The sequence below is a fragment of the Hymenobacter qilianensis genome (genome assembly GCF_014638675.1).
GTDB classification, from domain to species: Bacteria; Bacteroidota; Bacteroidia; order Cytophagales; family Hymenobacteraceae; genus Hymenobacter; species Hymenobacter qilianensis.
In genome coordinates this window covers 888,799-915,047 of record NZ_BMFN01000002.1, presented here as the reverse complement: position 1 = coordinate 915,047, position 26,249 = coordinate 888,799, and the positions used below count along the sequence as shown (strand labels likewise).

The window sequence follows — 26,249 nt, the reverse complement described above, 5'->3', positions numbered from 1 at the left end:
TAGGGAATAACAAGTTGCCCCGCCCGCGAGCGGTGGCCATACAGTATTTTTCCCTTTAAAATTTCCAATCACATGGCCGTTTCCGTCATTCATAATCAGGAAGATCAATCCTTCTACGCCACCGTTCATGGCTACGAAGCCGAGCTGGCTTACAGCCTGCCCGCCGCCGACACCATAGACTTCACGCATACGTTCGTGGATGAAAATCTGCGCGGGCAGGGAGTGGGCGAAGAAATGGCCCGCACAGCCCTAAACTACGCCCGCGACCAGAACTTTAAGGTGCTGACCAGCTGCCATTTTGTGGAAGCCTTCGTGAAGCGTAATCAGGCTGAATACGAAGACTTAGTATCGAAATAACGCCCACGGGCGGCGCGAATGGTATAGTTCGCGCCGCCCGTGGGCGTTATTTCAGCAATAAGAAAATCCGTTTACTGGTCGCGGTTGTTGTCTTCGAGGCGACTCGACTGCGCAATGACTGGGTTGATGACGCTGTCGCTGATGCCCGATTTACCGTCCGCAGCGGGCTCATCAAGAAGCTGGCCGTGGGTTTCGCGGTCCAGCATCGACATTTCGGTGGCAGGTTCAGCGGCCGATTTAGACTGTGGCTCCGCTGGGTTGCGGGGCTGCGGCTCCTGCATCTCAGGCAGCGTGTAAAGGTTTTCGCCGGGTCGGTGCTCATCACCGGTGCCTGGAAACGAGGCATTTGGATCAGCCGCAGTGGCCGGTTGGTTTTGGGTACTGCGACGTGGATGCTGCTCGTCGGGGTTCTGGGGGGCTTTTTTCGAAGAGTCTTTCATAAGTTGGTAGTGGTTGATGGCCCTTCTGGGCACTGTTCTCTTTCTACGCAAAACGCTTACTCAACAACTGTTGCCGCCCGCAAAAATATTTTGTTCGACACAAGGCCAGCCCAAACGATCAGGCCAGAATCGCGGTACTAAAAGCCTAACCTGCCGCTGCGTACCACCAACCGAGCGGTTCATAAAAAAGCCCCCCAGACACTGCTCCGGGGGGCTTTTTATTGCTGAGCAGCAGCTTACTTTGCTGGCATCAGCACGCTGTCGATAACGTGGGTTACGCCGTTGCTCGAAATAACATCGGCGGTGGTAACGGTAGCCATGCCGCCTTTTGCGTCTTTTAGCATCACGCTGCTGCCGTTTTTCATCACTGTGAGAGTTTCGCCCTGCACGGTAGTTAAGGTCTGGCCGTTTTGCAGGTCGGCGGCGCGCACGGCGCCGGGCACCACGTGGTAAGTCAGGATAGTCGTGAGCTTGGCTTTGTTTTCGGGCATTACCAGCGTATTCACCGTGCCAGCGGGCAGCTTTTCAAAGGCGGCATTGGTGGGAGCAAATACGGTAAAGGGTCCGGCGCTTTTCAGCGTTTCCACCAAGCCAGCCGCCTTCACGGCCGCTACCAGCGTGCTGTGCTCCGACGACATCACGGCGTTATCGACGATGTCTTTGCTGGGCACCATCATCGCGCCGCCCACCATCACGCCTTCGGCGCTGCTCATGGGTAGGTCGGCGGCATTTACCATCGTTTCAGCGGCTTTGCCGGGCTTGCCTTTGGCTTTCATTTTGTCGCCGGCAGCCGTCTTGCCTTTCATTTTCATCTTTCCGTCGTCGGCCATCTTGGTCTTCGACATGTTGCCGTCTTCCTTGGTTTTAATCTTGTCGGCGTCCGACTTGGTTTTAGTAGTGGTTTGGGCCAGGGCCGGCGTGCTCATGCCTATGGTAAAGGCGAAAGCGAGGGTAGTCAACAATGACTTTTTCATTACAATTAAATTAAGAAATGGTCGGAATTGCTTTACTATACGATAACGCAGCAATATTGGATTTTAGAAGCAAGCTCAGCAGCTGATTAAAGCCGCCGCATATCCTGTAAGCTCTCGGTGCTGATAGCCGAAGAGTGCTATTAAGTAGATTTCGACGCTGTTTTAGAATCTTTTAAATCAATGGGCCAGCTACCTGACTTGAATGAAGCAACATTTGCAGCAGCCCATAAAAATTATATATTTGCCCTGGCAAGACTGTCAATCCTAGCTCAATATCAGTTAAAAGTAATGGTCGGCAGCACGCGTTACCTTGATCAGCAGAATGGCTTCCGCGAAGACCGGTTTGGACAGAAAGTAGCTGAGCTGAGAGGGCTGGTTCTCGTATCGGCCCTGCATGACCCCCGCGTAGCCACGTATGCCCGCGAGCAGGAAGAGCTGCTGTACCTAAGCTATCCGCTCCGCCAGATTCACTACCGCTTTTTCGACGAGCACCTTTACCGCATCGACTTGCTTGTCACTGGCACTGAGGCCATAGCCGGCCTACGCCAGGAATTTGTTCGGCTCTACGGCCCGCCAAGCAGTGGTCCGCTGGGGGAGGAGTGGGTAGGCCAGCAGACAACGGCGTCTATCCTCTCGTTTCGTACCCGCACCGAGAATGCCTATTTTACTTTAAGCAGCCAGCCACTGATGGCCAGCGCCACCCAGTACGTTTATCATCGGGGCCAAATGGCGAGCGAGGACAGTGGGAAAAGCCTGGGGGGCAAATAGTTCGCTATTTTATCTGGAGCCACTCAGCCGCTTCCTGCACCGTTGAGAAGTAGTTGTAGCGTAGCGTTTGGGTGAGGCCCGTACCAACGGAGCGGGCTGCGAGCCGGCTTAGAGGCGCTTCGGCTTCTACCACGGCACATTTGTCGTAGCCCGCTTCTGCAATGGCCCGCGGTACCCACTGCGTCGTGAGCCACTCCTGCACTTGCGGCGGCATCGGTGGCCGCTGCCCGTGCACACTCATTAGTTGAGTAGAGCCGTAATGGCGCAGGGCGCGCAGTATATGTTCATAAATCGCCTGCAAATCGGCCACTGATACGGCCGTTGGCTGCCAGGTAACCCGTATATAGCCCGGCGCGTGATAGGTAATGGCCGCGGCGGCATTGTGGAAATATTGGGCAGAACTGTTCACCGTTGAAAGAAGCTATTTTGATGTAGGTAGTAGTAACAGCTTCGTGTTGACACGCATAATCAGCCAAGCGAATAGCAGCTACAATATTTTACAAGATACCCAGATACCAGTCACTGTTCTAATACCCAAGCCAAAACGCGTCTGCCGGATGTTGTCTGCACAGCTGTAAACGCGGGTGCTTGTTCCCGCTGCGGGGGCGTTTAGTACCTTGCCTTCTGATTTCTGCCAGACACAGCATGACCAAAAAAATAGAGCCCTGGAAGACGCTCAAATCTGAGCTGGTCTTCGATCATCCGTGGTATAAAGTTCGTCGCGACCATGTGGAGCTGCCCGACGGGCAACAGCTCGACGATTATTTTGTGAGCGTTCGGGCCAATGTGGTGCTGGTATTTGCCCTGACCGAAGACGAGCAGGTTGTATTGGTTCGCCAGTACAAGCATGGCTTCGGCCAGATACTCGTTGAGCTGCCGGGCGGCGTGATAGACGAAGGCGAAAAAGCCCCCCAGGAGGCAGCCCGGCGCGAGCTGCTGGAAGAAACCGGCTACACGTCCGACGAGGTAGAGTTATTGTTGGAAGTCAGTGATAACCCCACCAAAGACACGAACACTATTTCCTTTTTTCTGGCCCGCAACGCACGCCTTGTAGCCACCCAACAGCTCGACCCGACCGAAAACATTGAAGTGCTGACAGTTCCCCTCGGGCAGGTAGAAAGTATGATTCTCAGCGGCCAGATTCGGGTGGCGGGCTCCGTAGCCTTATGCCTGCTGGCGCTGCGCAAGCTACAGCGCTAGATTTGGTAGCCGAAGTGGTGGATAGAAAACAGCCGCTACTTCAGAGCTTTACGGGTTGGCTGCGCGCATTGCTTCCGCTACCTCCGCATCGGTTACCGGGGGCAGCTTCTCATAGCATTCCTCCACCGCTTTGGCATGTGGGGGGCTTTGCAGGTATATCACGGCATCGGCCATGGTGCGCAGGCGAGCCGTAGTGGCGGGCAGCGCTGCCGGCAGTGCTAATACCAGCAGGGCGGGCTGGCGGGAGCGGGCAATACGCAGGGCCGCAGCCAGTCGCGTCTCGGCGGCCGTGCCATCGTCTACTACAATCAGCGTCTGGCCCATGCGGGCCGATGGCTTGTCTTCCACGTTGGCTGGCTCTGCCACCTCGGCGTTTTCCTCCGGTAATTCACCAATCCGATCCTCCGTTTCCGACAAGAACTCCAGCGGAAAACCCAGCAGCCGGGCCAGCACCGAGCCAATAGGTACGCCGCCCCGGTCAACGGCCATGAGCAGGGCATCGTCGCCGCGCAGGTGCCAAAGCCGGTCAGTTAAGCGAAAAGCGGCCGATAATCGATCAGATAAAATAGCGGTCATAAGTTAATTAGTATAGAATACATTGATACTATATAGTAGGATCCTATATAATTGTGGAGCAAAGAGCCGGTAGTGTGGTTTTGGACTTGTACGATTTGTAGTGCCTTATACTCTGATAAAAAATAAATGGGGGGCTTTTTTAAATTTATTTTAGCCCTTTCCAGCTTTTGAATACCTCCCCGCTCAGAATTGTTTTTTAGCTCATTTGCAATTACTTACATTCATATACAAATGCGGGGAGATGGGCCGCTTAGCTAGCTGCTCAGTAGTGCGGTTCGAAATTTTACTTAAGTGTTCTCCCATGATTCGCTTATTCTTGGTCGATGACCACTCCCTTGTTCGCGACGGCATGAAGGCCCTGCTAACGGGCGTTCCCGGCCTGCTTATCGTGGGCGATGCCAGCAATGGGCAGGAACTTCTTGATCGTCTGCCCACTACACCCGCCGATATTGTGCTCATGGACCTGCAAATGCCGGTTCTCGATGGCTTCGCCACGCTGCCTTTGCTGCGGGAGCAGTTTCCGGAAATTCGCGTGCTGGTACTCACCATGCTGGCGCACGAGCGGTACGTAGGGCAGGCGCTGGATGCTGGCGCCGCAGGCTACATTCTCAAAAGCGCGGATCAGGCTGAGATAATCGCGGCTATCCGCGCCGTCTCAAGTGGCAAGCGCTTTCTGTGCAGCGACATTGGCTTATCGCTGCTGCAAAAGGTTTTACACCCAGAAGCTTCCGCAGAAACCAAAAAAGTGGACGGCCTGTCGTATCGGGAGCTGGAGGTTCTGCGGCTCATTGCGGAAGGCCTTACGAATAACGCCATTGCGGAAAAGCTGTTTGTCAGCCGGCGCACAGTGGAAACACACCGCCAGAATATTCTGGAAAAAACCCAGGTAAAAAATACAGCCGCGTTGATCAAATATGCCGTTGAGCACGGCCTGCTGGACTAACTCCTGCTTGCTCAAGTATTGCTTGGCTTACAAATAAACCCCAAATTGAGTATCGCTTATGTGTAGAAAGCACGCTGCAGGGCAGTGGCTTACTACTTCAGCCTCATCATGCGCTGGGGGGCAAATTTGCCAATACACGAACCGTTCGGCTAGCAATGGCCTCATGCATGCTGCAGCCAGCTGATTTGATCATGAGTAGATCCTTTCCTTCTCCCATAGCCTCGGAAATCAGTGCGCTGCGTCAGCAGGCACTCCAGCACCTGACCGCCACTGACGTGCCCCACCTGACTGCGGAGCCGCCCGCCGAGCTGCTCTATCAAACCATGCTGGCCTTGCAGCAGCAGGAACTGCACCGCGCTCAAAAGCAGATAAAAGCTCTGCAACAAGCTGCGGCCCACACCACGGCCGCGGCCGACCCCACCGCCGACAAGTTTCACCGGCTGTTTGAGTACAGCAGCGATGCCGTATTTCTGCTGGTGGATAACCACTTCGTCGACTGCAATGCGGCATTGCTGGCGCTGGTTGGGGAAACTGATAAGCAACAGCTTCTGGGCCGCCATGTTGCTGAATTTGCCCCCCAGAAGCAACCTGACGGTCATTCCAGCCGCGAGCGCGCCGACGACTACTGCCGCCTGGCTGCGGCGCAGGGACGCTACCGCTACGAGTGGCTGGGGCAGCGCAGCACGGGTGAAGAGTTTTGGGGAGAAATCCTGCTTACGCCAGTCCAGATGGACACGCACACGCTCCTGCATGCTGTTTGGCGCGATATCACCCCACTCAAAATGGCCGAGCAGCGCCGCCGTGAGAGCGAGGAAGACAAGCAGCGGGCGTTGGATGCTGCCGGTGTAGGCACCGTAATGTACACCTTAGGGAGCAAAGAGGTGGTACTTGATGAGCGCGCCCGTACTCTACTCGGTTTGCCCCCCGGATCAGGCCCGTTGCCGCACACCGAAGTTGTCAGGCAAGTGCACCCCGAAGATTTGGACCAAGCCGGCGAGGTTCTGACGAAGTCGCAACAAACTAGTCAATCCGTAGTGCTGGAGTTTCGAGTGATGTGCGCCGACAATGCGGTTCGCTATGTCAGGTTTCGGGGCGAAATAGAAAAAAGAGAGGGTCAACCGGATCGGCTGTTGGGAGTAATGCGTGATATCAGTGCCCATCGCCAGGCCCAACAGGAGCTAAGTTACAAAAATCGCCTTCTGGAACACATAGTGCATGATATGCCGGTGGTGTTGACCAAACTCGACCATACGGGAGTATTTCTGGAACTCATAGGTTTAGGTTTGCGCCCCTTGGGGATCCAGGATAATGAGTTGCAGGGAGCTAGCATTTTTGATGGGTTTCCTGATGAGGCCGAGCACATGCGCCGCCTCTTAGCCGGCCATTCTATTAGTACGATAAGCCATGTTGTTTGGGAAGGCAAAGAAGTGTATTACCAGAACTTTGGCTATTTCGATAAGGCAAAGCAGGAAGCTGTCATCTTCTCCCTTGATATCACTGAGTCGGAGCAGAGGAAGAAAAAACTACATGCCGAGAAGGCTTTTAGCAAGCAGGTAATTGACCACAGCCTTGACTGTCTGGTATCGCTAGATCTCAACCTATGCGTGACTGCATGGAATCAGAACGCCGTCCAGTATACCTCTGTGCCGGAAGAGCAGGCGTTGGGTCGGTCGTTTTTCGAGGTGCTTCCTCATCTCCTCGAAACGCCCGAGATAAGGAACGTGCTGGAGCAGGTCCTTAAGGGGAAGCCCATTACATTATTTAATCACACCTTAAGGCTCCGACCCGGTAGCTACGACATATATTATGTGCCCCTGAAAAACACTGACAGGAGCGAAGTGACCGGTATCCTGATTACCATTCGTGACATAACCGAGCGCAACCGCATGCTTGCCGATGCTGTTCAGCTTCAGCGTCAGCACCAGCAAACCATCGTGCGGGCTGTATTTGCCGCCCAGGAGGCGGAGCGCAAGCGTATCGCTGAGGCACTACACAATGGAGTCGGCCAACTGCTCTACGTGACCAAGCTTAATCTTGAGAATGGAGGGCCGTGCCCCCCCGATCCGGCTGTGTTGCAAGTGCTCAACGAAGCAATTCAGGCCACGCGCAATGTTTCGCACCAACTGACGCCCGGTATCCTAGAAGACTTTGGCTTAGAGGTGGCGCTACAAGAGCTGGTTAAGCATATTCCGCAGAGCAAGCTGAAAGTTTACCTGCATCTGACTGGTCTGGATCAGCCCCGCCCGTTACTCCTGGAGCTGTCCGTGTACCGCATTGTTCAGGAGCTGCTGAGCAACGCAATCAAGCATGCTAATGCCCACCAAGTACACATCCAGGTGGAGCACGAGGATGATCAGATTGTTCTTAGTGTGCAGGATGATGGCCAAGGAATGCCTGAATCTCCATTAGTCGTTTCCGACCCAGGTATGGGCATTATCAGTATTCGCAACCGTGCTGAGCTACTTGGGGGGCGTTTTTCGCTCGACTCCCATCCCGATCGGGGAACTACAGTACGCGTGGCTCTTCCTATTCCTGCCAAAAGTGAGTAGTGATGCTCACCAATCGGACACGTATAGTGCTTCCAGCGAATAATCAGGTCTATCTGAGGGACTGGAATGGATGCGACGCTGAAACTCCACTTCCGGTGCTATCTGCCTTTTCCTTTGGTCTCCTCTAAATTGTTCATCCCCGTTACTACGGGGGCAGCCTTTTAGGCTATATGTAGGGCACGAATTTGCGCCCGATTGGATAACTCGCTATAGAAGGCACACGCCACTCTAGCTACAAGTCTTTGGCCGGATCATGACTTCCCAAATACCGACTTATTTTATAAACGCAATCTGCTTATGCTCAGGCATAAGGATTGGAAACTCTATCTTATTACTGACAGCATATCCCAAACCATTGCTTATAAAAGGCACAGTATTCCCCTTGCGCTCTTGTTGAGGAGCTGCAGGTTTATCCTTACTGCTTAAAAGCAAAAAAATAATTGCACTCATAATAGCAGAGAAAGGAATAGCAGTACCTAACCATTCTCTATTCTCAATTAACCACTCCGTCATATATTCCGGTAAAAATCACAAATGTTATAAATATAGGCCAAGTTAAGAAAGTTATAATTCAATACCAATAATTATTGCATTTGCTTTATTATATATATGATAACACACTGTTTAAGCCCTACTGGGCTTCCAAGAGCTATGCAAGCACAGGCTATACAAATACCTGACTGATAAGCATATAAGTTATAACCTGTGCTACTGAAATTATGTGTAATACAGTTCGAATATTTCCTCGTTTGTAATAACAGTCACACTATTACTGGCTCAATTACTTGTGGCGATAATGGCGTTAGTAGCATCTAGTTAGTGTTCTGGGGTATGAGAGGAAGTATTGTCTAAATCGAAATCCGGTCGATTACTCCCAATTGTACTGATGCTAGTCTCCCTACGATTCTTCAATACAATAGCTTGCCACCTGTTCAGTATAGTATTCACTCCTAAAATGGAAATCAGTATTCCGGTTAAGGCCAGCAACCAAGTTTGGTGCGCAATTATCCACGTAGCCATAATAGTATAGTTACAAATGAGAAGTGGCTCTCATAAGGCTAATATACATTTATAATCTATAGTAAATAATTTAATATCAGACTTTTATAGATGAATAGTAAGCCATTGTGGCATCATAGGATTACTTAAACGTTTACGGAAAATGCTATTAAGTAATTGGCTTTTGAACAAACGCGTAACTAATCCTTGCCATCTTTTTCGGTAATGATTTTATTGTCGGGTGACTCTGAGCAAGAGCGCTTAACAGCAGAAGCATGTTGCCACTGTTGCGGAGAGGCTTAGCCTGAGAACGCAGACGGAGTATAAGTAGATAGGAAAGCCGGAAGAGGGAGCCGAACACAAAAGCAGCAAGCAGAGTTAACTACCTACTGTCTGCTCCGTAAGTCCGGGAGCAATCAATTGGAACCTTTGCCTGCCTTTATCTGAGTGATTAACAAGTCGCCATTTGGGCGGAAAATATACTTCACTTTACGCGCTGTCTCATTATCCGTCACAACCCAATGCTGACTAGCTAGCACAGCTTTATGCTTGGATTTATTGCTGAGCGGTTGAGAATCTGAGGTGGTATTAAGTAGATGTACTTCCATAAAGTTATAAAGATGAGTTAGCTGCGCAAGAGGGTATTTGCAGAGTTAGTAAAGGAGTGAACGGAATTCAAAAATGATACCCTTTCCTACCTTATAATCTCATGATAGAGATTATTTCGAACGAGTAATATAGCTAAATGCTTCTCGATTTACTATTCGCCGCTATATCCTAAGCTGTGCTCCACAGGGCGCTCTATACTAGACAGAGAATAGCGAAGCAAATCTAGGTTTCTCATCAAAAAGACTTCATGTGAAAAACAAAAAGGCCCTTTACGTAATGCAAAGGGCCTTTTAGAATATTATAAGTGGTCACGCTAGGAATCGAACCTAGATCAAGAGCTTCGGAAACTCTCATACTATCCGTTGTACGACGTGACCGGAAGGTGGGCAAAAGTAGAGAGAAAAATACGCCTAGCCAAACGTGGGGGGCATTTAGCGCAGTTCAGTGGGGCCGTATAACCTTAGAGCGCGAAAATGAGTTAACTCTAGCACACAATCCGAACTCATACCTTATGTCTACTAACGAGAAAAAAACGCTTTACACGGCCGATGCTGCGGCTGTTGGTGGCCGCAGTGGCCACGTACGCTCCGCCACGGGCATCATTGATCTGGATATGTCTGTGCCGGAGGGACTGGGGGGCAAAAAAGGCGCTACCAACCCTGAGGAGCTATTTGCCGCCGGCTATTCTTCCTGTTTTCAGCAGGCGCTGCTAGTAATAGCCCAGCGTGCCGGCGACCGCCTCGATCCACAGAGTGAAGTTAAATGCTCCGTAACCCTGTTTCAGGAAGGCGAGGCGTATGGCTTGAGCGCTATTCTTGATGTCGATTTGAAAAAATTCGACGAGCAAAAGACCATTGAGATGGTACGTCAGGCGCATAGAATCTGTCCTTATTCAGTAGGCACCCGCGGCAATATGGAAGTAGAGCTGCGAGTGATGGGCAAAGCTATTCCGGTAGAAGCTAGCGAAAATGCTGGTGTAGCCCAACACGGCTAAGTAGAGAGTGAAAACCAACAAGCTTCAACGCAACTGAAAATACGAGCGCAACAGCTTGGTTTTCCCATCTATTAAATACACATAAAAAAGCCCCCCAGAAAGAATCTGGGGGGCTTTTTGCTGAATTTGCAGTGGCACTATGCGTTCTGGGATGCCAGTACTTCTTTTACTTTTTGAGCAGCATCCTTCAGCAATACGGCCGAGAATACCTTCAGGCCCGACTCGTCGATGATGCGGGCGCCTTCCTCGGCGTTGGTGCCTTGCAGGCGCACGATGATGGGCACCTTAATGTCGCCGATGTTCTTGTAAGCTTCCACTACACCATTCGCAACCCGGTCGCAGCGCACGATTCCGCCGAAGATGTTGATGAGGATGGCCTTCACGTTCGGGTCCTTCAGGATGATGCGGAAGCCAGCTTCTACGGTCTGGGCGTTGGCCCCACCCCCTACGTCGAGGAAGTTGGCCGGCTCGCCGCCGCTGAGCTTGATGATGTCCATGGTAGCCATGGCCAGGCCGGCGCCGTTCACCATGCAGCCTACGTTGCCGTCGAGCTTCACATAGTTCAGGTTCGACTCGGAGGCTTCTACTTCCAGCGGGTCTTCCTCGTTGGTGTCGCGCAGGGCGGCGAAGTCTTTGTGGCGGTAGAGGGCGTTTTCGTCGAGGGTTACTTTGGCGTCAACGGCCAAAATCTTGTTGTCCGAGGTCTTCAACACGGGGTTGATTTCGAACATGGCCGAGTCGGTTTCGTCGTAGGCTTTGTAAAGCGCCGTTACGAACTTCACCATCTCCTTTTGCGCGTCGCCGGTGAGGCCGAGGTTGAAGGCGATTTTGCGGGCCTGGAAGCCCTGCAAGCCTACGCGGGGGTCAATGTGCTCGCGGTGAATCTTCTCGGGGTGCTGCTCGGCCACCTCCTCGATGTCCATGCCGCCCTCGGTGGTATAGATAATCACGTTCTGGCCCGTTGAGCGATCCAGCAATACGCTCATGTAGTATTCTTTGGGCTCTGAGTCGCCGGGGTAGTACACGTCTTGGGCAATAAGCACCTTATGCACTTTGCGACCTTCGGCACCCGTTTGCTTCGTAACCAGCTGCATGCCAATGATCTGGCCGGCTATGTCCTTCACTTGCTCCAGGTTCTTGGCCAGCTTTACGCCGCCTCCTTTGCCCCGCCCACCGGCGTGAATCTGCGCTTTGATAACGTACCAGCTGGTGCCGGTTTCTTCAGTCAGGCGCTTGGCGGCGGCTACGGCTTCCTCGGGCGTATCGGCCACGACGCCTTCTTGAATGCGTACGCCGTAGCTTTTGAGAATTTCTTTACCCTGATACTCGTGAATGTTCATAGAGGTCAGTTCAATGGGATGATGGGGTGGTGTTCAGTGCACGAAAGTAGGCAAAAATGCGACGCGGGTTGCTACTTATCCCCAAGCTACTTGCCAAACCACTGGGCCATTACCTGCGCAGCTTGCTTATGCTGGGGCGTAAAGTCGGCGTGACGCCGGGCGGGGCCGTCGGCGGCTAGTTTCGGATACCATTTCCAGACAAAAAGCCCCCCAAACCACCTTTTGGGCCAAAATGTCTCGAACATAGCGGCGTAGCAGGCGGCTTGCGTGCCTTCATCGAGTTGCAGGAAAGCCGCGGTGCGATCCGGCCACACCCACGGCTCAACGGCTGCATCCGGGGTGCATTTATAGCCCATTTCGGTGAAAACTACGGGCTTGCTGAAGCGTTTCTGCACCCGCTCGATGGCCTTCAGGTGGGGCTGCCAGCCGGCCAGTAGCTCGGCTTTGGTAGGCTTGCTGTTTTTGGTGAGCGGAAAATAAGCCTGAATGCCAATGTAGTCCAGCGCGTCCCAGAAGCGAATATGCTCATACTCGCCGCTCCAGTTGGCGGCATAGGTGAGCGGGCCGTGGTACACCTGGCGAATTTGCTTTATCAGGGTGCGCCACTCGGCTTCGTGAGCGGCAGTAGTCGTTTGCTCTAGCTCGGTTCCGATGCACAGGCCGTCGAGCTTCTGATGCTCGGCTAGCTCCGCGTAGTGCAGTATAAAGGTCGTGTAGCTTTGAAACCAGGCTTTCCAGTCGGCCTCGGAGGTCATACGGATGTCGCCGGGCCAGGTGCCGTCGCCGCGCACCCAAAGGTGAGGTTTGAGCAAGATATATTGGCCGCGCTTACGGGCTAGTTGGGCTGTTTGAATCAGGCCAGCGTCGCTTTCGCCCCAGTACACGCGGCCGCGGCCCGTATTCATGCCAATGGTGGGGGAGGTGGCACCGCGCTGCCAGCCAAAGGGCGTCTGGGCTATCCAGGTAACATTATGCCGGGTCAGCGGCGCCAGCTCAATATCGGTAATGGAGTCGCTGCCAACCCAGCTTACGCCGCGCATCCGGTTAGCCAGGTTGGCCGAGATGCTAAACCGCGCCGTAGCAGCCGTGATTGGGTACGAGGGAGCCGTGCGTGGCCACCACCAGCCAGCCGCCAGCACAGTCACCAGACCCAGAATGGTTAGCAATGGAACAACAGCCCACCAGCGGCGGAACAGCAGGGAATTTGGCATAAACAGATTATCAACCAATTATAAGCCGCTTGAAGCTAAAACGAAAGCAGCAGAACTGGAATTTGCCCCCCAGCGCTGCCTCACTCGCTAAGGAATTGAATCTGACGCCATAATCTGCGATTGATCCGTAGCTTTGTTCGTTCCCAACTGCTCACCCCAATTCGCTGATCGTTTGCTGCAGGCCATCAATATTCGCAAAAGCTACAACACGCTGGAAGTGCTCAAGGGCATCGACCTGACGATTGAGAAGTCGGAAATCGTGTCCATCGTTGGTTCGTCGGGGGCGGGCAAAAGTACCTTGCTGCACATTCTGGGCACCTTGGATAATCCGGATACGGGCGAGGTATTGTTTGATGGACAGTCGGTTAGCTCCTTAGGGCGCTCCGATCTGGCGCGGTTTCGCAACCGCCATATCGGCTTTATCTTCCAGTTTCATAACCTGCTGCCCGAGTTCACGGCCTTGGAAAATGTGTGCTTGCCAGCGTATCTGGCGGGTCGCTCCGAAAAGGAAGTGCGCGTGCGGGCCCGCGAATTGCTCGGTATGCTGAATCTGGAGCGCCGCGCCGACCACAAGCCTTCCGAAATGTCGGGTGGGGAGCAGCAGCGTACGGCGGTGGCGCGGGCGCTGATCAACTCGCCCGAAATCATCTTCGCCGACGAGCCCAGCGGCAACCTCGATTCGCAGAACGCCCAGGAACTGCACCAGATTTTCTTTCTGCTGCGCAAAGAGCTAGGCCAGACCTTCGTCATTGTAACGCACAATGACCAGCTCGCCGAAATGGCCGACCGGACTATTACTATGAAAGACGGCTACATCACGGAGTAGAGTTTCGTTACTAAATAGTTATCTCTAGCCGGTCATGCAGCGCGCAGCGAAGCATCTCGCCTGCTGATATAAGATTAGTAATCCTACGTCAGCACGCGAGATGCTTCGCTGCACGCTGCATGACCGCCTCTTAAGCAGCATAAAAATGCCCCCCAGATGGTTTCTGGGGGGCATTTTTATGCTGTTAAATTGAAACCAGGCCACTTCACAAAAGCGTTGCTAGTGAGCTAAGAAGTACCTGTTTTTTAGTTTTCTAAAAATTTTAGGAATTTAATTCATAACTTACTGATAATCAGAGATAAAAATTACATATAAAAAGCGCGCTTTTTGCACCATTCGCACGTATCTTTAGTTATATACCCAAATAACAAAACGTACTACAGGACACTTATGGAAACCGCCATGAACGAAGTAACCAAACCCGTTAAAGAACAAGCTCGCAAGAGCAAGATTGAGAGCTACGATATTTCGCGCTCCGATGAGACGTTGCACTTGGCTACTGATCTGGCGAAGTTCATTAAAGACAACAAGCTCACGACGACAGTGCAGGGCAAAGAGTTTGTGAACGTGGAAGGCTGGCAGTACGCTGGCTCGCGCTTGGGCATCGTGCCCATCGTTGACCACGTCATCAATGTCAGCACCGAGACGGAGTTGAAATATCAAGCTAAAGTAACTTTGTTCGACCTGCGTTCGGGTCATACAGTAGGCGCTGGCTTTGCTGTATGCTCGAATAAAGAGTCGGGTAAGAAGTTCTACCAGGAGTTTGCCATCATGAGCATGGCGCAGACGCGTGCTATTGGCAAGGCATACCGCAATATCCTCGCTTGGATCATTCGCGCTGCCGGCTACGAGCCTACGCCTGCTGAGGAGATGGAGTATGGTGGCAACCAGCCCGAGGCTAAGCCCGCGCTGACCGTAGCCCCTGCTGCTGCTCCCGCCACTGTAGCTGCTGAGGCTACGCCCATGAAGGCCATACCTGCTGAGCCTGTTGAGGCTCCGGCCCCTGCCATTGCGTATGCTACGGCTGCGCAGAAGGAGGAGATTATCCGTCTGCTCAACCACCCGGTGATTACGCGCCAGGAGAAGACCAAGATGTTGCTTAACATCAACCGTCTGGACGAGGAGCGTGCTACCCAGGCTGTGGCTAAGCTGCGCAAGGCCATCGAAGACCGTGAGAACGGCGAGTCGGCTGCTGCTTAAGGTTCAACTCATTACATATACAGAAAGCCCGGTTCCGTTTGGAGCCGGGCTTTTTTGCGTTGGTTGGTGGCTTACTGTTGCGGCTAATAAAGACCCAACACGGACGACATTAGCAGTTACTGCTGGCGTCGGCCTGCTTCAATAGCCCAACGATTGCAAGTAGGAATTGCGGCGTTCGTAAACCTGCTTGCCAAAACGCGGATCAAACCAGATGAAATGCCCGGCGTTGGGCAAGGTCTCCAACTCGACGCGGTTGCCGGCCGCAGTTGCGGCTTGGTAGAAAGCCTCGGCGGTGGCAAAAGGCACGTTGCCGTCTTGGGTGCCGTGCAGCAGAAGCATGGGGGGCATACCCGGGCCGACTAGGTGCAGAGGAGAAATGCTGCGGACCTGAGCTTTGTCCGGCAGGTCTTTACTGATCCAAGCATTGCCGGAGGTGGTAAGGTCGTACACGCCGGCGTTGGCTACTACCGCGTTGGGTCGAGGGCTCCAACGCACGTCATCCGTGGGCTCGTCGCAGCCGGTAGCCAGGGCCGTAGCCACCGCCAGGTGCCCGCCGGCTGAGTTGCCCGTGGCCACGATGCGCGCCGTGTCTAGGCCCAACTCGGCAGCGTGCTGTCGTAGCCAGCGCATGGCTGAGCGGGCGTCGCGTACGGCGGCAAAGGGCAGGGTGTTGTGCCGATCCACCGTGCGGTATTCTACGGCGCAGGCCACCCAGCCGCGTTTGGCAAAATCTTCGCAGGTTCCAAAAAACCAGTCCGGCTTGCCTTCCGACCAGCTGCCACCGTGAAAGAACACGATGGCCGGTCGCGGCTGCCCAGTACCGCTCGGTACTGCTCCAAAGAGGTGCAGATCCAGCGTCTGCGCCCCTACGGTTTTGTAGGTGCGCACCAGGTGATTGCGCCGGCCGGCTAGCTCCTGCTCGTATAACCGGTTGATCTTACCGCGATAAGCTGTGTCTTGACAGCTGGCATTGAAGCGACTGACCAGGTCAGCCGTGTTTTTTACGCCGTGGTTGTCGAGGTGCTCATACAGATAATGCTGCTGCCAAAATTCCCGACACTGTTGGTTGCGGATGAGCCGCGGCAGTAGCTTCCAGGTGGCCTGCAGCCACTTGTTATCGTGGCGGGCGTAGGCGGGCTTGCGCAACTCCTGCCGCACTTGCAGCCGCAGGTAGGATCTGAAATACTCCTTAAAATCATTGTTGGTAAGCAGCGCCGGCTGGTCAAAGTCGGCTAGGTTGCGGCGCAGGCGCCGGGTTATGGCCGCCGGCAAAGGCGCCGTCTGGCCTGTGTAGGTATGGTGAGCATCGGGGTAGTCGAGCAACAGGCGGTCGAAGTAGAAGCGGGTTTCTGTGCGCTGTTCCTCTACAAACCGGACTTCCAGTTGCGGAGCATGTCGGTCGAGCAAGGCATCAAACACCCGCCGGGCTGAATCCATCTTGGCTACGAAAGCCGCCGGCGCTAAGGTATACAGCTGGCTATACCGGGGGTAGAAGTACGCCCCGAAAGTCTTACCCGTACTTTTCTGCTCGGCCAGATATTGTTGCTTAGGTTCGGCTGCTTCCGCCGCAGATTGGGCCTGCGCCCCGCCCGTCATCAAACCCAACCCAAGAACGACCATCAATTTGCTCATGACCAATACGACTTGCTGAGTGTCAAAATATTTTCGATGGCTAATATACATGGCTCCGGCTCCTATAATAGAGACTTTTTTGTGTCAACCTAAAGACGGGAGTTTGAGCATTGTGACTGTTATGGAAGCAGTAATGCTTACGCTTCTTTAGCTAAACACGAGTTGCGGTTTGAGTTGGGGCTAGCCCGGCCAGCCTTACCTTTGCCCTACCATGCCTCTCCCCACCGACGACATCCTGCACTTGCTGCGCCAGCACTGGGGCCACACGGCGTTTCGGCCGTTGCAGGAGGATATTATTCGGTCGGTGCTGGCGGGACAGGATACGTTAGCCTTGTTGCCGACTGGGGGGGGCAAAAGCGTGTGCTTTCAGGTGCCGGCGCTGGCGCGGGAGGGCATTTGCGTGGTGGTGTCGCCGCTGATTGCGCTGATGAAAGATCAGGTAGAGCAGCTGCGGGCGCGGGGCATAAAGGCGGAAGCGGTGTACGCGGGCATGAGCCACCAGGAAATCGACCAGACGCTGGATAACTGCGTGTACGGACCGGTGAAGTTTCTGTACGTGTCGCCGGAGCGGCTGCTGACGGAGATGTTTCGGGTGCGGGTGGCCAAGATGAAGGTGAACCTGCTGGCCGTGGATGAGGCGCACTGCCTCTCGCAGTGGGGCTACGATTTCCGGCCGCCTTATCTCCAGATTGCCGAGTTGCGCGAGTTGCTGCCCAAGGTGCCGGTCATTGCCCTTACGGCTACGGCAACTAAGCCCGTAAAAGCGGACATTATCGAAAGGCTGCGGTTTGGGCCTAATCACCAGGTTTTTCAGCAAAGCTTCGCCCGGCCTAACCTGTCATATTCTGTCCTGCAAACCGAGGATAAGCTGCGCCGCTTACAGGAAGTATTGCGCGGTGTAGGTCCCGACAAAACGGCCATCGTGTACGGGCGCACGCGCCGGCAGGTGGAAGATGCGGCGGCATTTCTGCAGCACCACAAAGTGTCGGCGGCGGCTTACCACGCGGGTTTGCCCAGCGAGCAGCGCCACCGCACCCAGCAGGACTGGATGCAGAACAAAACCCGCGTCATAGTAGCCACCAACGCCTTCGGCATGGGCATCGACAAGCCTGATGTGCGCCTCGTCGTGCACCTCGACGCGCCCGATACGCTGGAAGCTTACTACCAGGAAGCCGGGCGCGCCGGGCGCGACGAGAAATACGCCTTTGCCGTGCTGCTGGCTGGTCCCAATGAGGCGGCCGAGCAGCGCCGCCGTGCCGAACTGGCTCACCCGCCTCTGGATACTGTGCGCCGCGTATATCAGGCCCTGGCCAACTTCTCGCGCACGGCTGTGGGGGGTGGGGAGCTGGTGGCGTTTGACTTCGACATTCAGCAGTTTGCTGAAACCTACCGCATCAAAGCCCTCGACGCGCATAATGCCTTGAAGGCGCTAGCGCGGCAAGGTTTGGTGCAGATAAACGAAGCGGTGAACAACCCGGCACGCGTGTACATCCCCATTGACCACAACGACTTGTACCGGTTTCAGGTGGCCAACGCGACTCACGACAAGCTGATTAAGTCTTTGCTGCGCATGAACGGGGGCGAAATCTTTGCGGGCTTTCAGAAAATATCGGAGAACAGCTTAGCTCAGCACCTGCGCCTGAGCGTGGTGGAGGTGCGCAAACTGCTGCTGTTTCTGCATCGCTCGGGCATATTGCAGTACCAGCCCCAGCATAATGCCCCCCAGGCCCTGTTTACCACCCCGCGACACGATGTAGACAAGCTCCCGCTGAATCAGCCGGCCCTGCGGGCGGCCCGCGAATTGGCCCAGCACCAGACGGAAGCCGTCATTCAGTACAGCATTGGGGGCCGGTGCCGGCAGCAGTTATTGCTGGAATATTTTGGCGAGATGGACGCCCCTGCTTGTCGGGTCTGCGACTTTTGCCTGGCCAAAAAGAAGGCTCAGCAACCGTCTGCCCCCAGTCCTGCTTTGCGCACGCAGCTCGTGGAATTGCTGCAAAAAGCCCCCCAGACCCCGCGCGAGCTACTCACCCGATTTGCCCCCCAGCAAGCTGAAACCGTTACCCAACTGCTGCGCGAGCTGGTGGATACACGCGTGCTCCAGTATGAACCGAATGGAAAACTGCGGGCATAACATCAGCACATAAAAAGAGGGCGCAGCCAATTGGCTGCGCCCTCTTTTTATGTAACAATCGCTTAGGCGTGCGTGGTCGTCGTTAGGTTTACTTCAATATTGCCGCGAGTAGCACGGGAGTAAGGGCAGATCTGATGCGCTTTGGCCACCAGGTCTTCGGCGTGCGCTAGCTCTAAGCCGGGAATATTGACGTGCAGATCTACGGCAATGTCGTATTTGTCGCCTACGTGGCCCAGACTGACATCGGCGGCTACGGAGCTGCCCGCAATAGTCTGCTTCTCAAAACGAGCTACGAGGTTGAGAGCGCTATCAAAGCAGGCTGCGTAGCCAGCGGCGAATAGCTGCTCAGGGTTGGTGGCGCCTTCCTTACCCGGACCGCCCATTTCTTTAGGCGTGGTTAGGGCAAGGTCAATGACATTATCGGACGAAATAGCGCGGCCGTCACGACCGCCGGTTGCTCTGGCTTTGGCGGTATACAGTTTTTGGTAACTCATGAGTGTATTAGAAATGGAAAATGCTCACTTCGTATTAAGTGAGATCAGAAATAAGCTGTTGAAGCTGAGTACGTAAAGATTCTGCCGCACTTGGCGAAAGGTGGAGCTTGTGCAACATCTGCTGCGGCACTTCACAGGCTTTAGCGCGCAGCTCCTGACCAGCAGGCAGCAGCGCGACGCGCACCGACCGCTCATCGTGCGCGTCGCGGGTACGGCTGAGCAGATGGCGTTGCTCCATGCGCTTGAGTAAGGGAGTAAGAGTGCCGGAATCGAGCAAGAGTTTCTCGCCCAATGCTTTAACCGTCAACTCCCTATGTTCCCACAGCGCGAGCAGCACAAGGTACTGTGGATACGTGAGGTCAAGAGCCTGGAGGTAAGGCTGGTAGGCCTTGGTCACTAAGCGGGAAAGCGCATACAGCGGAAAGCACAACTGGTTGTCCAGCTTCAGCAAAGATTCGGATGATGCGCTGGCCTCCTTGGTCATGGATTAGGAATGAATTTGCAACCTATACGCGTACAATTAAATTGTGTACAACCAAATATGCTAAATTGCTTTAACTATTTGATAGTGAGCAGGAAATATTTTGATCTTACTTAAAAAGATGAAATACATCAACGGCAAAAAGCCCCCCAGCCGACAGTAAGCGGCTGGGGGGCTTTTTGCCGTTGATACGTATGGCTAACAGCAAACTCAACAGCGAGTATTTGGCTTCTTATTGCTGATAAGCGGTAATGCCCCCAATCAGGTTGCGCACATTGCGAAAGCCATTTTGGGCTAAGAAAGCTTTCGCTGAGTTGGATCGGCTGCCGCCCTTGCAGTGCACAATGACTTCACCTTCTTTAAAGTCTTCCAGCTCATCCACGCGCTGAGGCAAAGAGCCCAGTGGAATGTGCTGGCTGCCTTCAATACGCGATTCTTCGTATTCCCAGCCTTCACGTACGTCCAGAATGACCAGCTTTTCACCAGCGGCCTGCCGCTTTTTCAACTCTTCAGAAGTAATATCGCTCATAGTATTGGGGACTGTTTGTGGAGGAGTGGCGTCGGTTTCGGAGCGTAGTTTAGGAAGAAAATTTAACTCATCCATTGCGCAACCTTTCTTTGTTGTGTCCTAGTGTATTAATTTAGTGCTAAACGCTTCGTAACAACCTGCCCTTGAGGAAGTAAAAATCGCGCTATATATACGCCAGATGGCAGATTTCGTAAGTCAAGCTCTGACTGGCCAGCTTGCGCGTCTGTTTGCTCCCAGACAACTCGACCTACAGCATCAAGCACCGCAACGCGCAGATAGCGACCCTGCACCCGCACCAGCCCAGCACTCGGATTAGGATAAACGCTGATGCTGGCAGCCAGGGCGGGATTGGTGCCGGCCGTAACGGTACTACCCGCCATTACTGGCCGGATCAGGGGCGCACCTGCGGGCGTTGTTGAGGTTACCGTCCAGGCATTGGCCGCATTGGTCAGCAAGTAACCTTCCGGGACTGTACTGTTCAGGTCGATGCCAAAAGGAATAAAAAAGCCCAGTGACGCCTGACCATAGCCCACATAAAAAGTGCCGCTCACATTCACGGGCTGCAGAAAAGCAATATCAACAAACGCTTGTCCGGGGGGCAAATTTGCCGGAATGGTAAAGGTCTGGGAGGCTTTCGGCTCGGCCGTAGGCAGATTCGTTTGCGGGTCCTGATCCCACACATTCATTGTGATCACGCGGTTGACACCCGTTGGCGACGGATAAATCCGCACACTCCGTACCCGGTCGGGGCGGTTCAGGTCGAAGCGGTAGGCGAGGTAGCTGGCCGGCCCCGTAGACAACGCCGGCAAACTTACGGTAGCTTCCGCCGAGCCATCATCGTACGCGTAAAAATCGGCTAGCTCCGTAACGCGCGAAATAGTATCGTTGGATAAAGTAAGCGGGTTGGTTTCGTTGGTTTGAATGGCAATACGGTGCGTAACACGCTTGGCAGCAGGCGTATTTGGCAACGGAGAAATGCGCACATCGCCCGCAATTACGTCCTGCTGCTGCCTTGCCGACAGCGACTTGTTACCTGTCAGGAAAGTAGCCCTTGGGCCAGCTGGTAGCACCTGCAATGTGCCGTTCCAAGCAATAGGCGTAGGAGCGGGGCCCACATCAAAGTTGTTGATGGTTGTAAACGTGTTTGGGTTTAGCTCTCCTGCGGCATTGGCGTTAAACTGTTCTACGGGCATAGCCGCGAAGCGCCGCAGCAGGCTGGTGAGCGGAGCGCTGGTGGCAATATCGCGGAAGGAGTTGTCGGTGGCAGAACGGCCCCGGTTCAGCAGGATGTAGTCGAGGCTCCAGGCGTCGCGGGTGTTGGCAAGGTTGCCCGTCGCCCGAAACCGAAACTGGAAAGCCGGATGCAGGTACCGGGCCTGGTCGACGGCAATAAGCTGCTGCTGAAAATTGGTGCGCGCTCCTGTGCTCAGCTGTACCCACACTTGCTGCCACAGGCCTGTGTTGTCCAGCATTTCCAATTCCAGGCGCACAGGCTGGCTCCCGGTGTTAGCCTTAGGCGGACCCACAATACTTCCCGATTGCCAGAAAAAACTTAGATACACGCCATTAGCAGCCGAAAGACCACTCAAGTCAATGGGCTGGGACGTGAGCGTATCGGTATCGTTATACGCCGAGGAACTACCGTAGGGCTGCCCAGTAGCCGAGAGCCCGTCGAAGGTGACCACGCCCCTGGATGGCGGCGCTACCGGAAAGCGGTTATTCACTAGCGTGCCCCCGCCTGGCTCCCAAAACTGCGGGTTAGGCAAACCCTCACCCTGGGGGGCAAAATCATCGAATAAAGGCAAGGTTACCGCCGTGCCGCGCCGCGCTACGGGAGGTGTACGAATAGTAGATTGGCGGCTTGGATCTGCATCGAGTGGCGTAACTACTTGCGCCATTCCAGTTAAAGGCACCAGCAAGCCAACCGTGAGTAAGGATAGTAGAAGTTTCGGGTAGATCATAGACAGCAATTTACGCAAGGTAAACGGCTGCGGATCAGAGAAATTTTGCAAGAAGCGTAGCAAGCTTTTTACTGCACCGCCTTCAGAGGCTCGTTGCCTGCCACCCACAAATCGACCAGCTGCCCCATGCGAATGGTAGCGCCAGGCGCGGCAACGGGGCGTTGCCTTACAATGGTGCCTTCCACCTGGCCTTCCTCAGCGGGCTGATAGAAAATCTCACCCACCTGCAAGCCCTGACCTACGAGTAAGGTAGAGGCCTCATCAGCAGGCATATTGATGACATTGGGCACTGGAAACTCCTGATTTCCCTGACCGTCGCCTACCACTAAGTCTACGCGCGTGCCTTTGGCAATGGGTGAGCCTGGCGCTATTTCCTTACCGTTCACCAGTTGCTTCAACACCGAGTTTTGGGCCAGATCGGGTACCTTTTGGATTTCGCCTACTACTAGGTCGTAGCTCGCCAAAATCATCTGTGCATTCTTCACAGAGCCTTCCGTCAGCTTGGGCATTTTGATGACCGGTGGGTTTTTCATGCTCACCGAGATGTAAATCTTGCGGCCTTCCTTTACCTGTTGCCCCGGGGCCGGATCTTGCGTGAGCACCGTATAAGCCGGGATACTGGGGCTGTAGCTGGAATCGTCGACAAAGTAGCGCAGGTTGCGCTCGTCGAGGTAGTCTTCCAAGTCGCTTTGACGCATGCCAGTAATCTTGGGCACCACGATAGTTTCGCCGTGGTTGGTGGTCATGGGCAGGTACACAAAGAAGAAACCGAACAGCAGCAAAGCCACCGCCAAGCCAATTACCACCAAGTGCTTCAGAACGTCGAGTGGGGTATCGGATTTAAGAAAAGCCATTAGGGAGAAGCTAGGAGCTGGGAGCTAGAAGTTAGGAGAAGCAAAATTAGCGGGAAGAGCGGAAAGAACGACCAACTCCCCTCCTTACCAAGGAGGGGATATTTTCGCGTAGCGGAAATTGGGGTGGTTGAATCGTTGCTGATGTTGTTTATCTGTTTCTGAAGGCGGTCATGCAGAGCACAGCATTTCGCGTGTTTACTAAGATTAGTGACTCAACATCAGCACGCGAGATGCTTCGCTGTGCTCTGCATGACCGCCTGACTTTCATTGTTCAAGCTAAGCAACTAAACAACGGCCGTAACCACCCCAGCGTCGCCTGCGGCGTCGCGTTCCCTCCTTACCAAGGAGGGGAGTTGTCGTGCTACTTGCTTTTGGTTTCCACTTGTAGTTTGCGCTGGCGCTCTTTGCCGAATTCCAGAATCCGGTCGATGAAATCGTAGGGCGTGTAGCCGTTGAGGGCCGTTTGGTGGAAAATGCAAGTAGCGGGCGTCATACCGGGTAACGAGTTTACCTCAATAATTAGTACCTCCACGGCACCGGTTTCGCGCACGCGCACGAAAGCATCGATGCGGGCATAACCCTGAATATTAAGCACCTCGGCTACGCGGCGCAGCTCCTTTTTTACTTCCTCCGAAATGCGCTGCCGCTCCGTGGGGTCGGGGGCGTAGCGGGCGGGCGTGATGTTTTGGCCTTCGCCGGCCAGGAATTTCTCTTCCAGACTCAGTACTTCGCCCGTAGCCAGGGCCTCGGAGGCTTCAAACACTTCGATGTTCAGGGAGCCATCGGGGCGCCAGTGGGTAAGCAAGCCGCCGGTTACTTCGAGGAAATGCTGGGCGCCGTCGCGGCTGATGAGGGTTTCCACCAGGAAAGCATCTTTCTGTGGAAACTCCTCTTTAAAGCCCAGGTGCAGGGTGCGGGCCGCTTCGGGCAGCAGGTCTTCCTGGTCGCGGAAGATGAGCTGGCTAAAAGCTTCTAGCTCCTGCCGGTTCTTGATTTTCTTCACCGCCGAAGAGCAGCCGTCGTCGGCGGGCTTGGCGATGAAGGGATAGTGAAACTGCGTTTCCAGCGAGCGGTAGAAGGTTTCGGCGTCGGCCTGCCACTCCAGGCGGTTGGCCATGCGGTGCTCAGCTACGCGCAAGCCGGCCTCACGCAGGCGGCGGTTCGTTTCGAATTTGTTGATGGTAATGCTGCTCGACTCGACTCCGGAGCCATTGTAGGGCAAACCAAATTGCTCCAGCTCTTTCTGCAAAGCGCCATCTTCACCGGGCCGGCCATGCAGAGCAATGAACACCTCATCGACCATTTCGGCCAGCCCCTCGAAGGAAATACGCCGGGGCTGGGCCGTGGGCTGACCTGCGTAAGTGCCAGTAATAGCCTCTGCTTCCCGACGAATCTTGGCCAACACTGGGTGCAACTCGTGGCCGGCTTCGGCGTACTCAATTTTTTCGCGGATGTCGTCGGCGTTGTCCTTGAGCATCACGTTAATAGGCAGCACGTAGAGCTTGTGTTCCTGCGCTGAGCCTGTCAGGAAAACGGGGATGGGCTCGTACTTTACGGAGGAGCTTAGCTTCTCGTAGATATTACGGCCGCTTTCCACCGAAATATGGCGCTCAGAGGAATAGCCGCCCATAATCACGGCTACTTTGGTGCGCTGCTGCTCCTGCCGCTGGCGCGAGGCCACGGCCGCATCGAGGCGGGCCAAAATGCCCCCCAGACGCACTGGCTGCATACCTGCGCGCCGCCGCGCCGCCAGCGAGGTGCGAATCAGATACGTTAGAAACTGGGACGGATTGAGCCCGATTTCGGCGGCCTGATGGAAGAAAAAAGATGCCGGCAACATGCCCGAGGTAGTGTTCGGGTCATTCAGGAACAAGCTGCCGTCGCTGGCTTGAATAAAGCCATCCAAGCGGGCGTACACCTGAAAGCCGAAGGTGCGGAACATCTCCTGGCAAGCCTCCCGAATCTCCTGAATCTTGTCTTCCGGCAGGTCGATGGGCGTGATTTTGCGGCTCAGGCCGGGCAGGTACTTGGAGCGGTAATCGAACATCTCCTCGCCCTTCACGATCTCGGTGGGGGGCAAAGCCAGCGGCTCACCGTTCGGATCTTCGACCACAATGCACGAAAACTCGCGTCCCGCCACGAAGCTCTCCACCAGCACCTGCGACTCACCATCGATGTTGGTTAGCAACACCTGCTCAGCCCGTTCAAACTGCTCGTTGAGGGTGTACAGCAGCTTCTCGGGATGATAAATGATTTGGTCGTTAGTGGGGGGCAAATTCTCGCCTCTCACCTCTAACTGCTCAAATTTAACTTCCAGCGTAACTGGTAGGCCAATGCCTTCCCGGATATCGGTGAGCTGCTGTAGCCACAGAATCTTTTGCTCGTCACTCTTGCCCTGCCACTCGGCACGCGTCAGCGTTTTGCGAAACAAGCTGCGCTCAACGGCCGCCACAAACTGGGGGGCATTTTTCTCGCGCAGAATCGAAACGCCAATGCTCGAACCCTGGCGCGGCGCTTTGAACACCAGCGGCAAGCCCAGCTCGCGCACCAGGTAGTCAAGCGTAGCTTCCGGGTCAGCGGCGTCCCACTCTTCCGTACTGATGACGCGGAAAGCGGGGGTGGGCCGGTTCAGGGCGTGAAGCAGCTTTTTCTGGGCAATTTTATCAATACCGAAAGCGGAGGGCAGAATGCCGGAGCCGGAATACGGAATGCCGTACCACTCCAACAAGCCCTGGATGGCGCCATCTTCGCCGCCGGGGCCGTGCAGAGCGAGGAAGGCGAAATCCATCAGCTCACGCAGCTCCTGGGGCTGCACGCGCCGGCCAACTTCCGCAATGATGCGGTCTTGCTCTTCCTGGCTTAGCTCGCCCAGACTTTCCAGATACACCTGCAAGCGGTGCTCAGAAGGCGGCAGGGTCGATACGGGCGGGAAAAAGTCCCGGATGGTGCCTTTATAGATGTAGTGCCAGTCGAGCAAAATGAAATTGCCCCGGCTGTCCACAAAGATGGGCACGGCCTGAAACAAGCCTTTGTCCAGATTATCGTACACAGTGCGGCCGCCCGCAAAGGATATTTCCCGCTCACGCGACGGGCCGCCGAAGAAGATGCCTATTTTCATACGTAGGGCAAAGGTACGGGGAATTTCGAGCGGCTTAACGTTGCTGCGTGGCCGCTTGGC

At 54.5% G+C, this 26,249-nt stretch carries 23 protein-coding genes and 1 tRNA gene; 9 read left to right on the top strand and 15 right to left on the bottom strand.

All coding sequences use genetic code 11. The features are described from left to right. Positions 1-72: 72 nt before the first annotated feature. The gene (locus IEW06_RS11540; RefSeq protein WP_187732655.1) at positions 73-357 is read left to right on the top strand and encodes a GNAT family N-acetyltransferase; all 285 of its coding nucleotides are present in this window, start codon (positions 73-75) and stop codon (positions 355-357) included. A 71-nt stretch (positions 358-428) separates the two neighbouring features. Here the strand turns inward: IEW06_RS11540 and IEW06_RS11535 are convergent, their stop codons facing one another. Beyond that, positions 429-797, bottom strand: coding sequence for a hypothetical protein (locus tag IEW06_RS11535; protein ID WP_188548313.1), 369 nt, complete (start codon positions 795-797; stop codon positions 429-431). A gap of 236 nt (positions 798-1,033) precedes the next feature. Continuing rightward, a complete protein-coding gene (locus IEW06_RS11530; RefSeq protein WP_223284881.1) occupies positions 1,034-1,534 on the bottom strand; it encodes a fasciclin domain-containing protein in 501 nt (166 codons plus the stop codon). 525 nt (positions 1,535-2,059) lie between these two features. On the opposite strand from IEW06_RS11530, the gene IEW06_RS11525 reads away from it, so the two are divergent. Further along, positions 2,060-2,539, top strand: coding sequence for a hypothetical protein (locus IEW06_RS11525; protein ID WP_188548312.1), 480 nt, complete (start codon positions 2,060-2,062; stop codon positions 2,537-2,539). Positions 2,540-2,543: 4 nt separating this feature from the next. Here IEW06_RS11525 and IEW06_RS11520 read toward each other — a convergent pair whose 3' ends face one another. Next, complete coding sequence (locus tag IEW06_RS11520; RefSeq protein WP_187732651.1) at positions 2,544-2,948, bottom strand: hypothetical protein; 405 nt, start codon at positions 2,946-2,948, stop codon at positions 2,544-2,546. Positions 2,949-3,184: 236 nt separating this feature from the next. On the opposite strand from IEW06_RS11520, the gene IEW06_RS11515 reads away from it, so the two are divergent. Next, positions 3,185-3,739, top strand: a complete 555-nt coding sequence (locus IEW06_RS11515; RefSeq protein WP_188548311.1) for an NUDIX hydrolase — start codon at positions 3,185-3,187, stop codon at positions 3,737-3,739. Positions 3,740-3,787: 48 nt separating this feature from the next. On the opposite strand, the gene IEW06_RS11510 is transcribed toward IEW06_RS11515, so the two are convergent. Then, entirely contained in the window at positions 3,788-4,315 is a 528-nt protein-coding gene (locus IEW06_RS11510; protein ID WP_187732650.1) for a phosphoribosyltransferase family protein, read from the bottom strand. Between the two features lie 301 nt (positions 4,316-4,616). On the opposite strand from IEW06_RS11510, the gene IEW06_RS11505 reads away from it, so the two are divergent. Both IEW06_RS11505 and IEW06_RS11500 read left to right on the top strand, forming a co-directional pair. After that, positions 4,617-5,258 (top strand): response regulator, encoded by a 642-nt coding sequence (locus IEW06_RS11505; RefSeq protein WP_187732649.1) that lies wholly within the window; start codon positions 4,617-4,619, stop codon positions 5,256-5,258. A 191-nt stretch (positions 5,259-5,449) separates the two neighbouring features. Then, complete coding sequence (locus IEW06_RS11500) at positions 5,450-7,807, top strand: PAS domain-containing sensor histidine kinase (RefSeq protein WP_188548310.1); 2,358 nt, start codon at positions 5,450-5,452, stop codon at positions 7,805-7,807. A gap of 273 nt (positions 7,808-8,080) precedes the next feature. Here the strand turns inward: IEW06_RS11500 and IEW06_RS11495 are convergent, their stop codons facing one another. Beyond that, positions 8,081-8,320, bottom strand: a complete 240-nt coding sequence (locus IEW06_RS11495) for a hypothetical protein (RefSeq protein WP_188548309.1) — start codon at positions 8,318-8,320, stop codon at positions 8,081-8,083. Between the two features lie 1,400 nt (positions 8,321-9,720). Then, a tRNA-Arg gene (locus tag IEW06_RS11490) sits at positions 9,721-9,792 on the bottom strand. Between the two features lie 134 nt (positions 9,793-9,926). Between IEW06_RS11490 and IEW06_RS11485 the strand changes: the two genes are divergently transcribed. Then, a complete protein-coding gene (locus IEW06_RS11485) occupies positions 9,927-10,409 on the top strand; it encodes an Ohr family peroxiredoxin (RefSeq protein ID WP_187732646.1) in 483 nt (160 codons plus the stop codon). Positions 10,410-10,546: 137 nt separating this feature from the next. On the opposite strand, the gene sucC is transcribed toward IEW06_RS11485, so the two are convergent. After that, complete coding sequence (sucC, locus tag IEW06_RS11480; RefSeq protein WP_187732645.1) at positions 10,547-11,749, bottom strand: ADP-forming succinate--CoA ligase subunit beta; 1,203 nt, start codon at positions 11,747-11,749, stop codon at positions 10,547-10,549. Between the two features lie 86 nt (positions 11,750-11,835). Continuing rightward, the gene (locus IEW06_RS11475) at positions 11,836-12,960 is read right to left on the bottom strand and encodes a glycoside hydrolase family 113 (RefSeq protein ID WP_187732644.1); all 1,125 of its coding nucleotides are present in this window, start codon (positions 12,958-12,960) and stop codon (positions 11,836-11,838) included. A 172-nt stretch (positions 12,961-13,132) separates the two neighbouring features. On the opposite strand from IEW06_RS11475, the gene IEW06_RS11470 reads away from it, so the two are divergent. Continuing rightward, the gene (locus IEW06_RS11470) at positions 13,133-13,786 is read left to right on the top strand and encodes an ABC transporter ATP-binding protein (protein WP_084444691.1); all 654 of its coding nucleotides are present in this window, start codon (positions 13,133-13,135) and stop codon (positions 13,784-13,786) included. 390 nt (positions 13,787-14,176) lie between these two features. Then, positions 14,177-14,986: a hypothetical protein gene (locus tag IEW06_RS11465; protein ID WP_223284654.1), complete on the top strand. Its 810-nt coding sequence runs from the start codon at positions 14,177-14,179 to the stop codon at positions 14,984-14,986. Between the two features lie 138 nt (positions 14,987-15,124). On the opposite strand, the gene IEW06_RS11460 is transcribed toward IEW06_RS11465, so the two are convergent. Further along, the gene (locus IEW06_RS11460; protein ID WP_187732643.1) at positions 15,125-16,618 is read right to left on the bottom strand and encodes an alpha/beta hydrolase; all 1,494 of its coding nucleotides are present in this window, start codon (positions 16,616-16,618) and stop codon (positions 15,125-15,127) included. A gap of 211 nt (positions 16,619-16,829) precedes the next feature. Here IEW06_RS11460 and IEW06_RS11455 point away from each other — a divergent pair, with 211 nt between their 5' ends. Beyond that, on the top strand, positions 16,830-18,752 hold the full coding sequence (locus tag IEW06_RS11455; RefSeq protein WP_188548308.1) for a RecQ family ATP-dependent DNA helicase: 1,923 nt from the start codon (positions 16,830-16,832) through the stop codon (positions 18,750-18,752). A gap of 62 nt (positions 18,753-18,814) precedes the next feature. Here the strand turns inward: IEW06_RS11455 and IEW06_RS11450 are convergent, their stop codons facing one another. From IEW06_RS11450 to IEW06_RS11425, 6 genes are all read right to left on the bottom strand, one after another. Then, entirely contained in the window at positions 18,815-19,246 is a 432-nt protein-coding gene (locus tag IEW06_RS11450; protein ID WP_187732642.1) for an organic hydroperoxide resistance protein, read from the bottom strand. Between the two features lie 34 nt (positions 19,247-19,280). Further along, positions 19,281-19,730: a MarR family winged helix-turn-helix transcriptional regulator gene (locus IEW06_RS11445; protein ID WP_187732641.1), complete on the bottom strand. Its 450-nt coding sequence runs from the start codon at positions 19,728-19,730 to the stop codon at positions 19,281-19,283. 229 nt (positions 19,731-19,959) lie between these two features. Beyond that, positions 19,960-20,256, bottom strand: a complete 297-nt coding sequence (locus IEW06_RS11440) for a rhodanese-like domain-containing protein (RefSeq protein WP_187732640.1) — start codon at positions 20,254-20,256, stop codon at positions 19,960-19,962. Positions 20,257-20,363: 107 nt separating this feature from the next. After that, positions 20,364-22,217, bottom strand: a complete 1,854-nt coding sequence (locus tag IEW06_RS11435; RefSeq protein WP_187732639.1) for a T9SS type A sorting domain-containing protein — start codon at positions 22,215-22,217, stop codon at positions 20,364-20,366. Between the two features lie 68 nt (positions 22,218-22,285). Beyond that, complete coding sequence (locus IEW06_RS11430; RefSeq protein WP_187732638.1) at positions 22,286-23,071, bottom strand: PASTA domain-containing protein; 786 nt, start codon at positions 23,069-23,071, stop codon at positions 22,286-22,288. Positions 23,072-23,432: 361 nt separating this feature from the next. Then, a complete protein-coding gene (locus tag IEW06_RS11425; protein WP_188548307.1) occupies positions 23,433-26,189 on the bottom strand; it encodes a D-alanine--D-alanine ligase family protein in 2,757 nt (918 codons plus the stop codon). Positions 26,190-26,249: the final 60 nt, after the last annotated feature.

Excerpts from the sequence above, each read along its gene's own strand:
- IEW06_RS11540 (WP_187732655.1), top strand. The coding sequence starts at position 73 with ATGGCCGTTTCCGTCATTCATAATCAGGAAGATCAATCCTTCTACGCC.
- IEW06_RS11535 (WP_188548313.1), bottom strand. The coding sequence starts at position 797 with ATGAAAGACTCTTCGAAAAAAGCCCCCCAGAACCCCGACGAGCAGCAT.
- IEW06_RS11530 (WP_223284881.1), bottom strand. The coding sequence starts at position 1,534 with ATGGTAAATGCCGCCGACCTACCCATGAGCAGCGCCGAAGGCGTGATG.
- IEW06_RS11525 (WP_188548312.1), top strand. The coding sequence starts at position 2,060 with ATGGTCGGCAGCACGCGTTACCTTGATCAGCAGAATGGCTTCCGCGAA.
- IEW06_RS11515 (WP_188548311.1), top strand. The coding sequence starts at position 3,185 with ATGACCAAAAAAATAGAGCCCTGGAAGACGCTCAAATCTGAGCTGGTC.
- IEW06_RS11510 (WP_187732650.1), bottom strand. The coding sequence starts at position 4,315 with ATGACCGCTATTTTATCTGATCGATTATCGGCCGCTTTTCGCTTAACT.
- IEW06_RS11505 (WP_187732649.1), top strand. The coding sequence starts at position 4,617 with ATGATTCGCTTATTCTTGGTCGATGACCACTCCCTTGTTCGCGACGGC.
- IEW06_RS11500 (WP_188548310.1), top strand. The coding sequence starts at position 5,450 with ATGAGTAGATCCTTTCCTTCTCCCATAGCCTCGGAAATCAGTGCGCTG.
- IEW06_RS11495 (WP_188548309.1), bottom strand. The coding sequence starts at position 8,320 with ATGACGGAGTGGTTAATTGAGAATAGAGAATGGTTAGGTACTGCTATT.
- IEW06_RS11485 (WP_187732646.1), top strand. The coding sequence starts at position 9,927 with ATGTCTACTAACGAGAAAAAAACGCTTTACACGGCCGATGCTGCGGCT.
- sucC (WP_187732645.1), bottom strand. The coding sequence starts at position 11,749 with ATGAACATTCACGAGTATCAGGGTAAAGAAATTCTCAAAAGCTACGGC.
- IEW06_RS11475 (WP_187732644.1), bottom strand. The coding sequence starts at position 12,960 with ATGCCAAATTCCCTGCTGTTCCGCCGCTGGTGGGCTGTTGTTCCATTG.
- IEW06_RS11465 (WP_223284654.1), top strand. The coding sequence starts at position 14,177 with ATGGAAACCGCCATGAACGAAGTAACCAAACCCGTTAAAGAACAAGCT.
- IEW06_RS11460 (WP_187732643.1), bottom strand. The coding sequence starts at position 16,618 with ATGAGCAAATTGATGGTCGTTCTTGGGTTGGGTTTGATGACGGGCGGG.
- IEW06_RS11455 (WP_188548308.1), top strand. The coding sequence starts at position 16,830 with ATGCCTCTCCCCACCGACGACATCCTGCACTTGCTGCGCCAGCACTGG.
- IEW06_RS11450 (WP_187732642.1), bottom strand. The coding sequence starts at position 19,246 with ATGAGTTACCAAAAACTGTATACCGCCAAAGCCAGAGCAACCGGCGGT.
- IEW06_RS11445 (WP_187732641.1), bottom strand. The coding sequence starts at position 19,730 with ATGACCAAGGAGGCCAGCGCATCATCCGAATCTTTGCTGAAGCTGGAC.
- IEW06_RS11440 (WP_187732640.1), bottom strand. The coding sequence starts at position 20,256 with ATGAGCGATATTACTTCTGAAGAGTTGAAAAAGCGGCAGGCCGCTGGT.
- IEW06_RS11435 (WP_187732639.1), bottom strand. The coding sequence starts at position 22,217 with ATGATCTACCCGAAACTTCTACTATCCTTACTCACGGTTGGCTTGCTG.
- IEW06_RS11430 (WP_187732638.1), bottom strand. The coding sequence starts at position 23,071 with ATGGCTTTTCTTAAATCCGATACCCCACTCGACGTTCTGAAGCACTTG.
- IEW06_RS11425 (WP_188548307.1), bottom strand. The coding sequence starts at position 26,189 with ATGAAAATAGGCATCTTCTTCGGCGGCCCGTCGCGTGAGCGGGAAATA.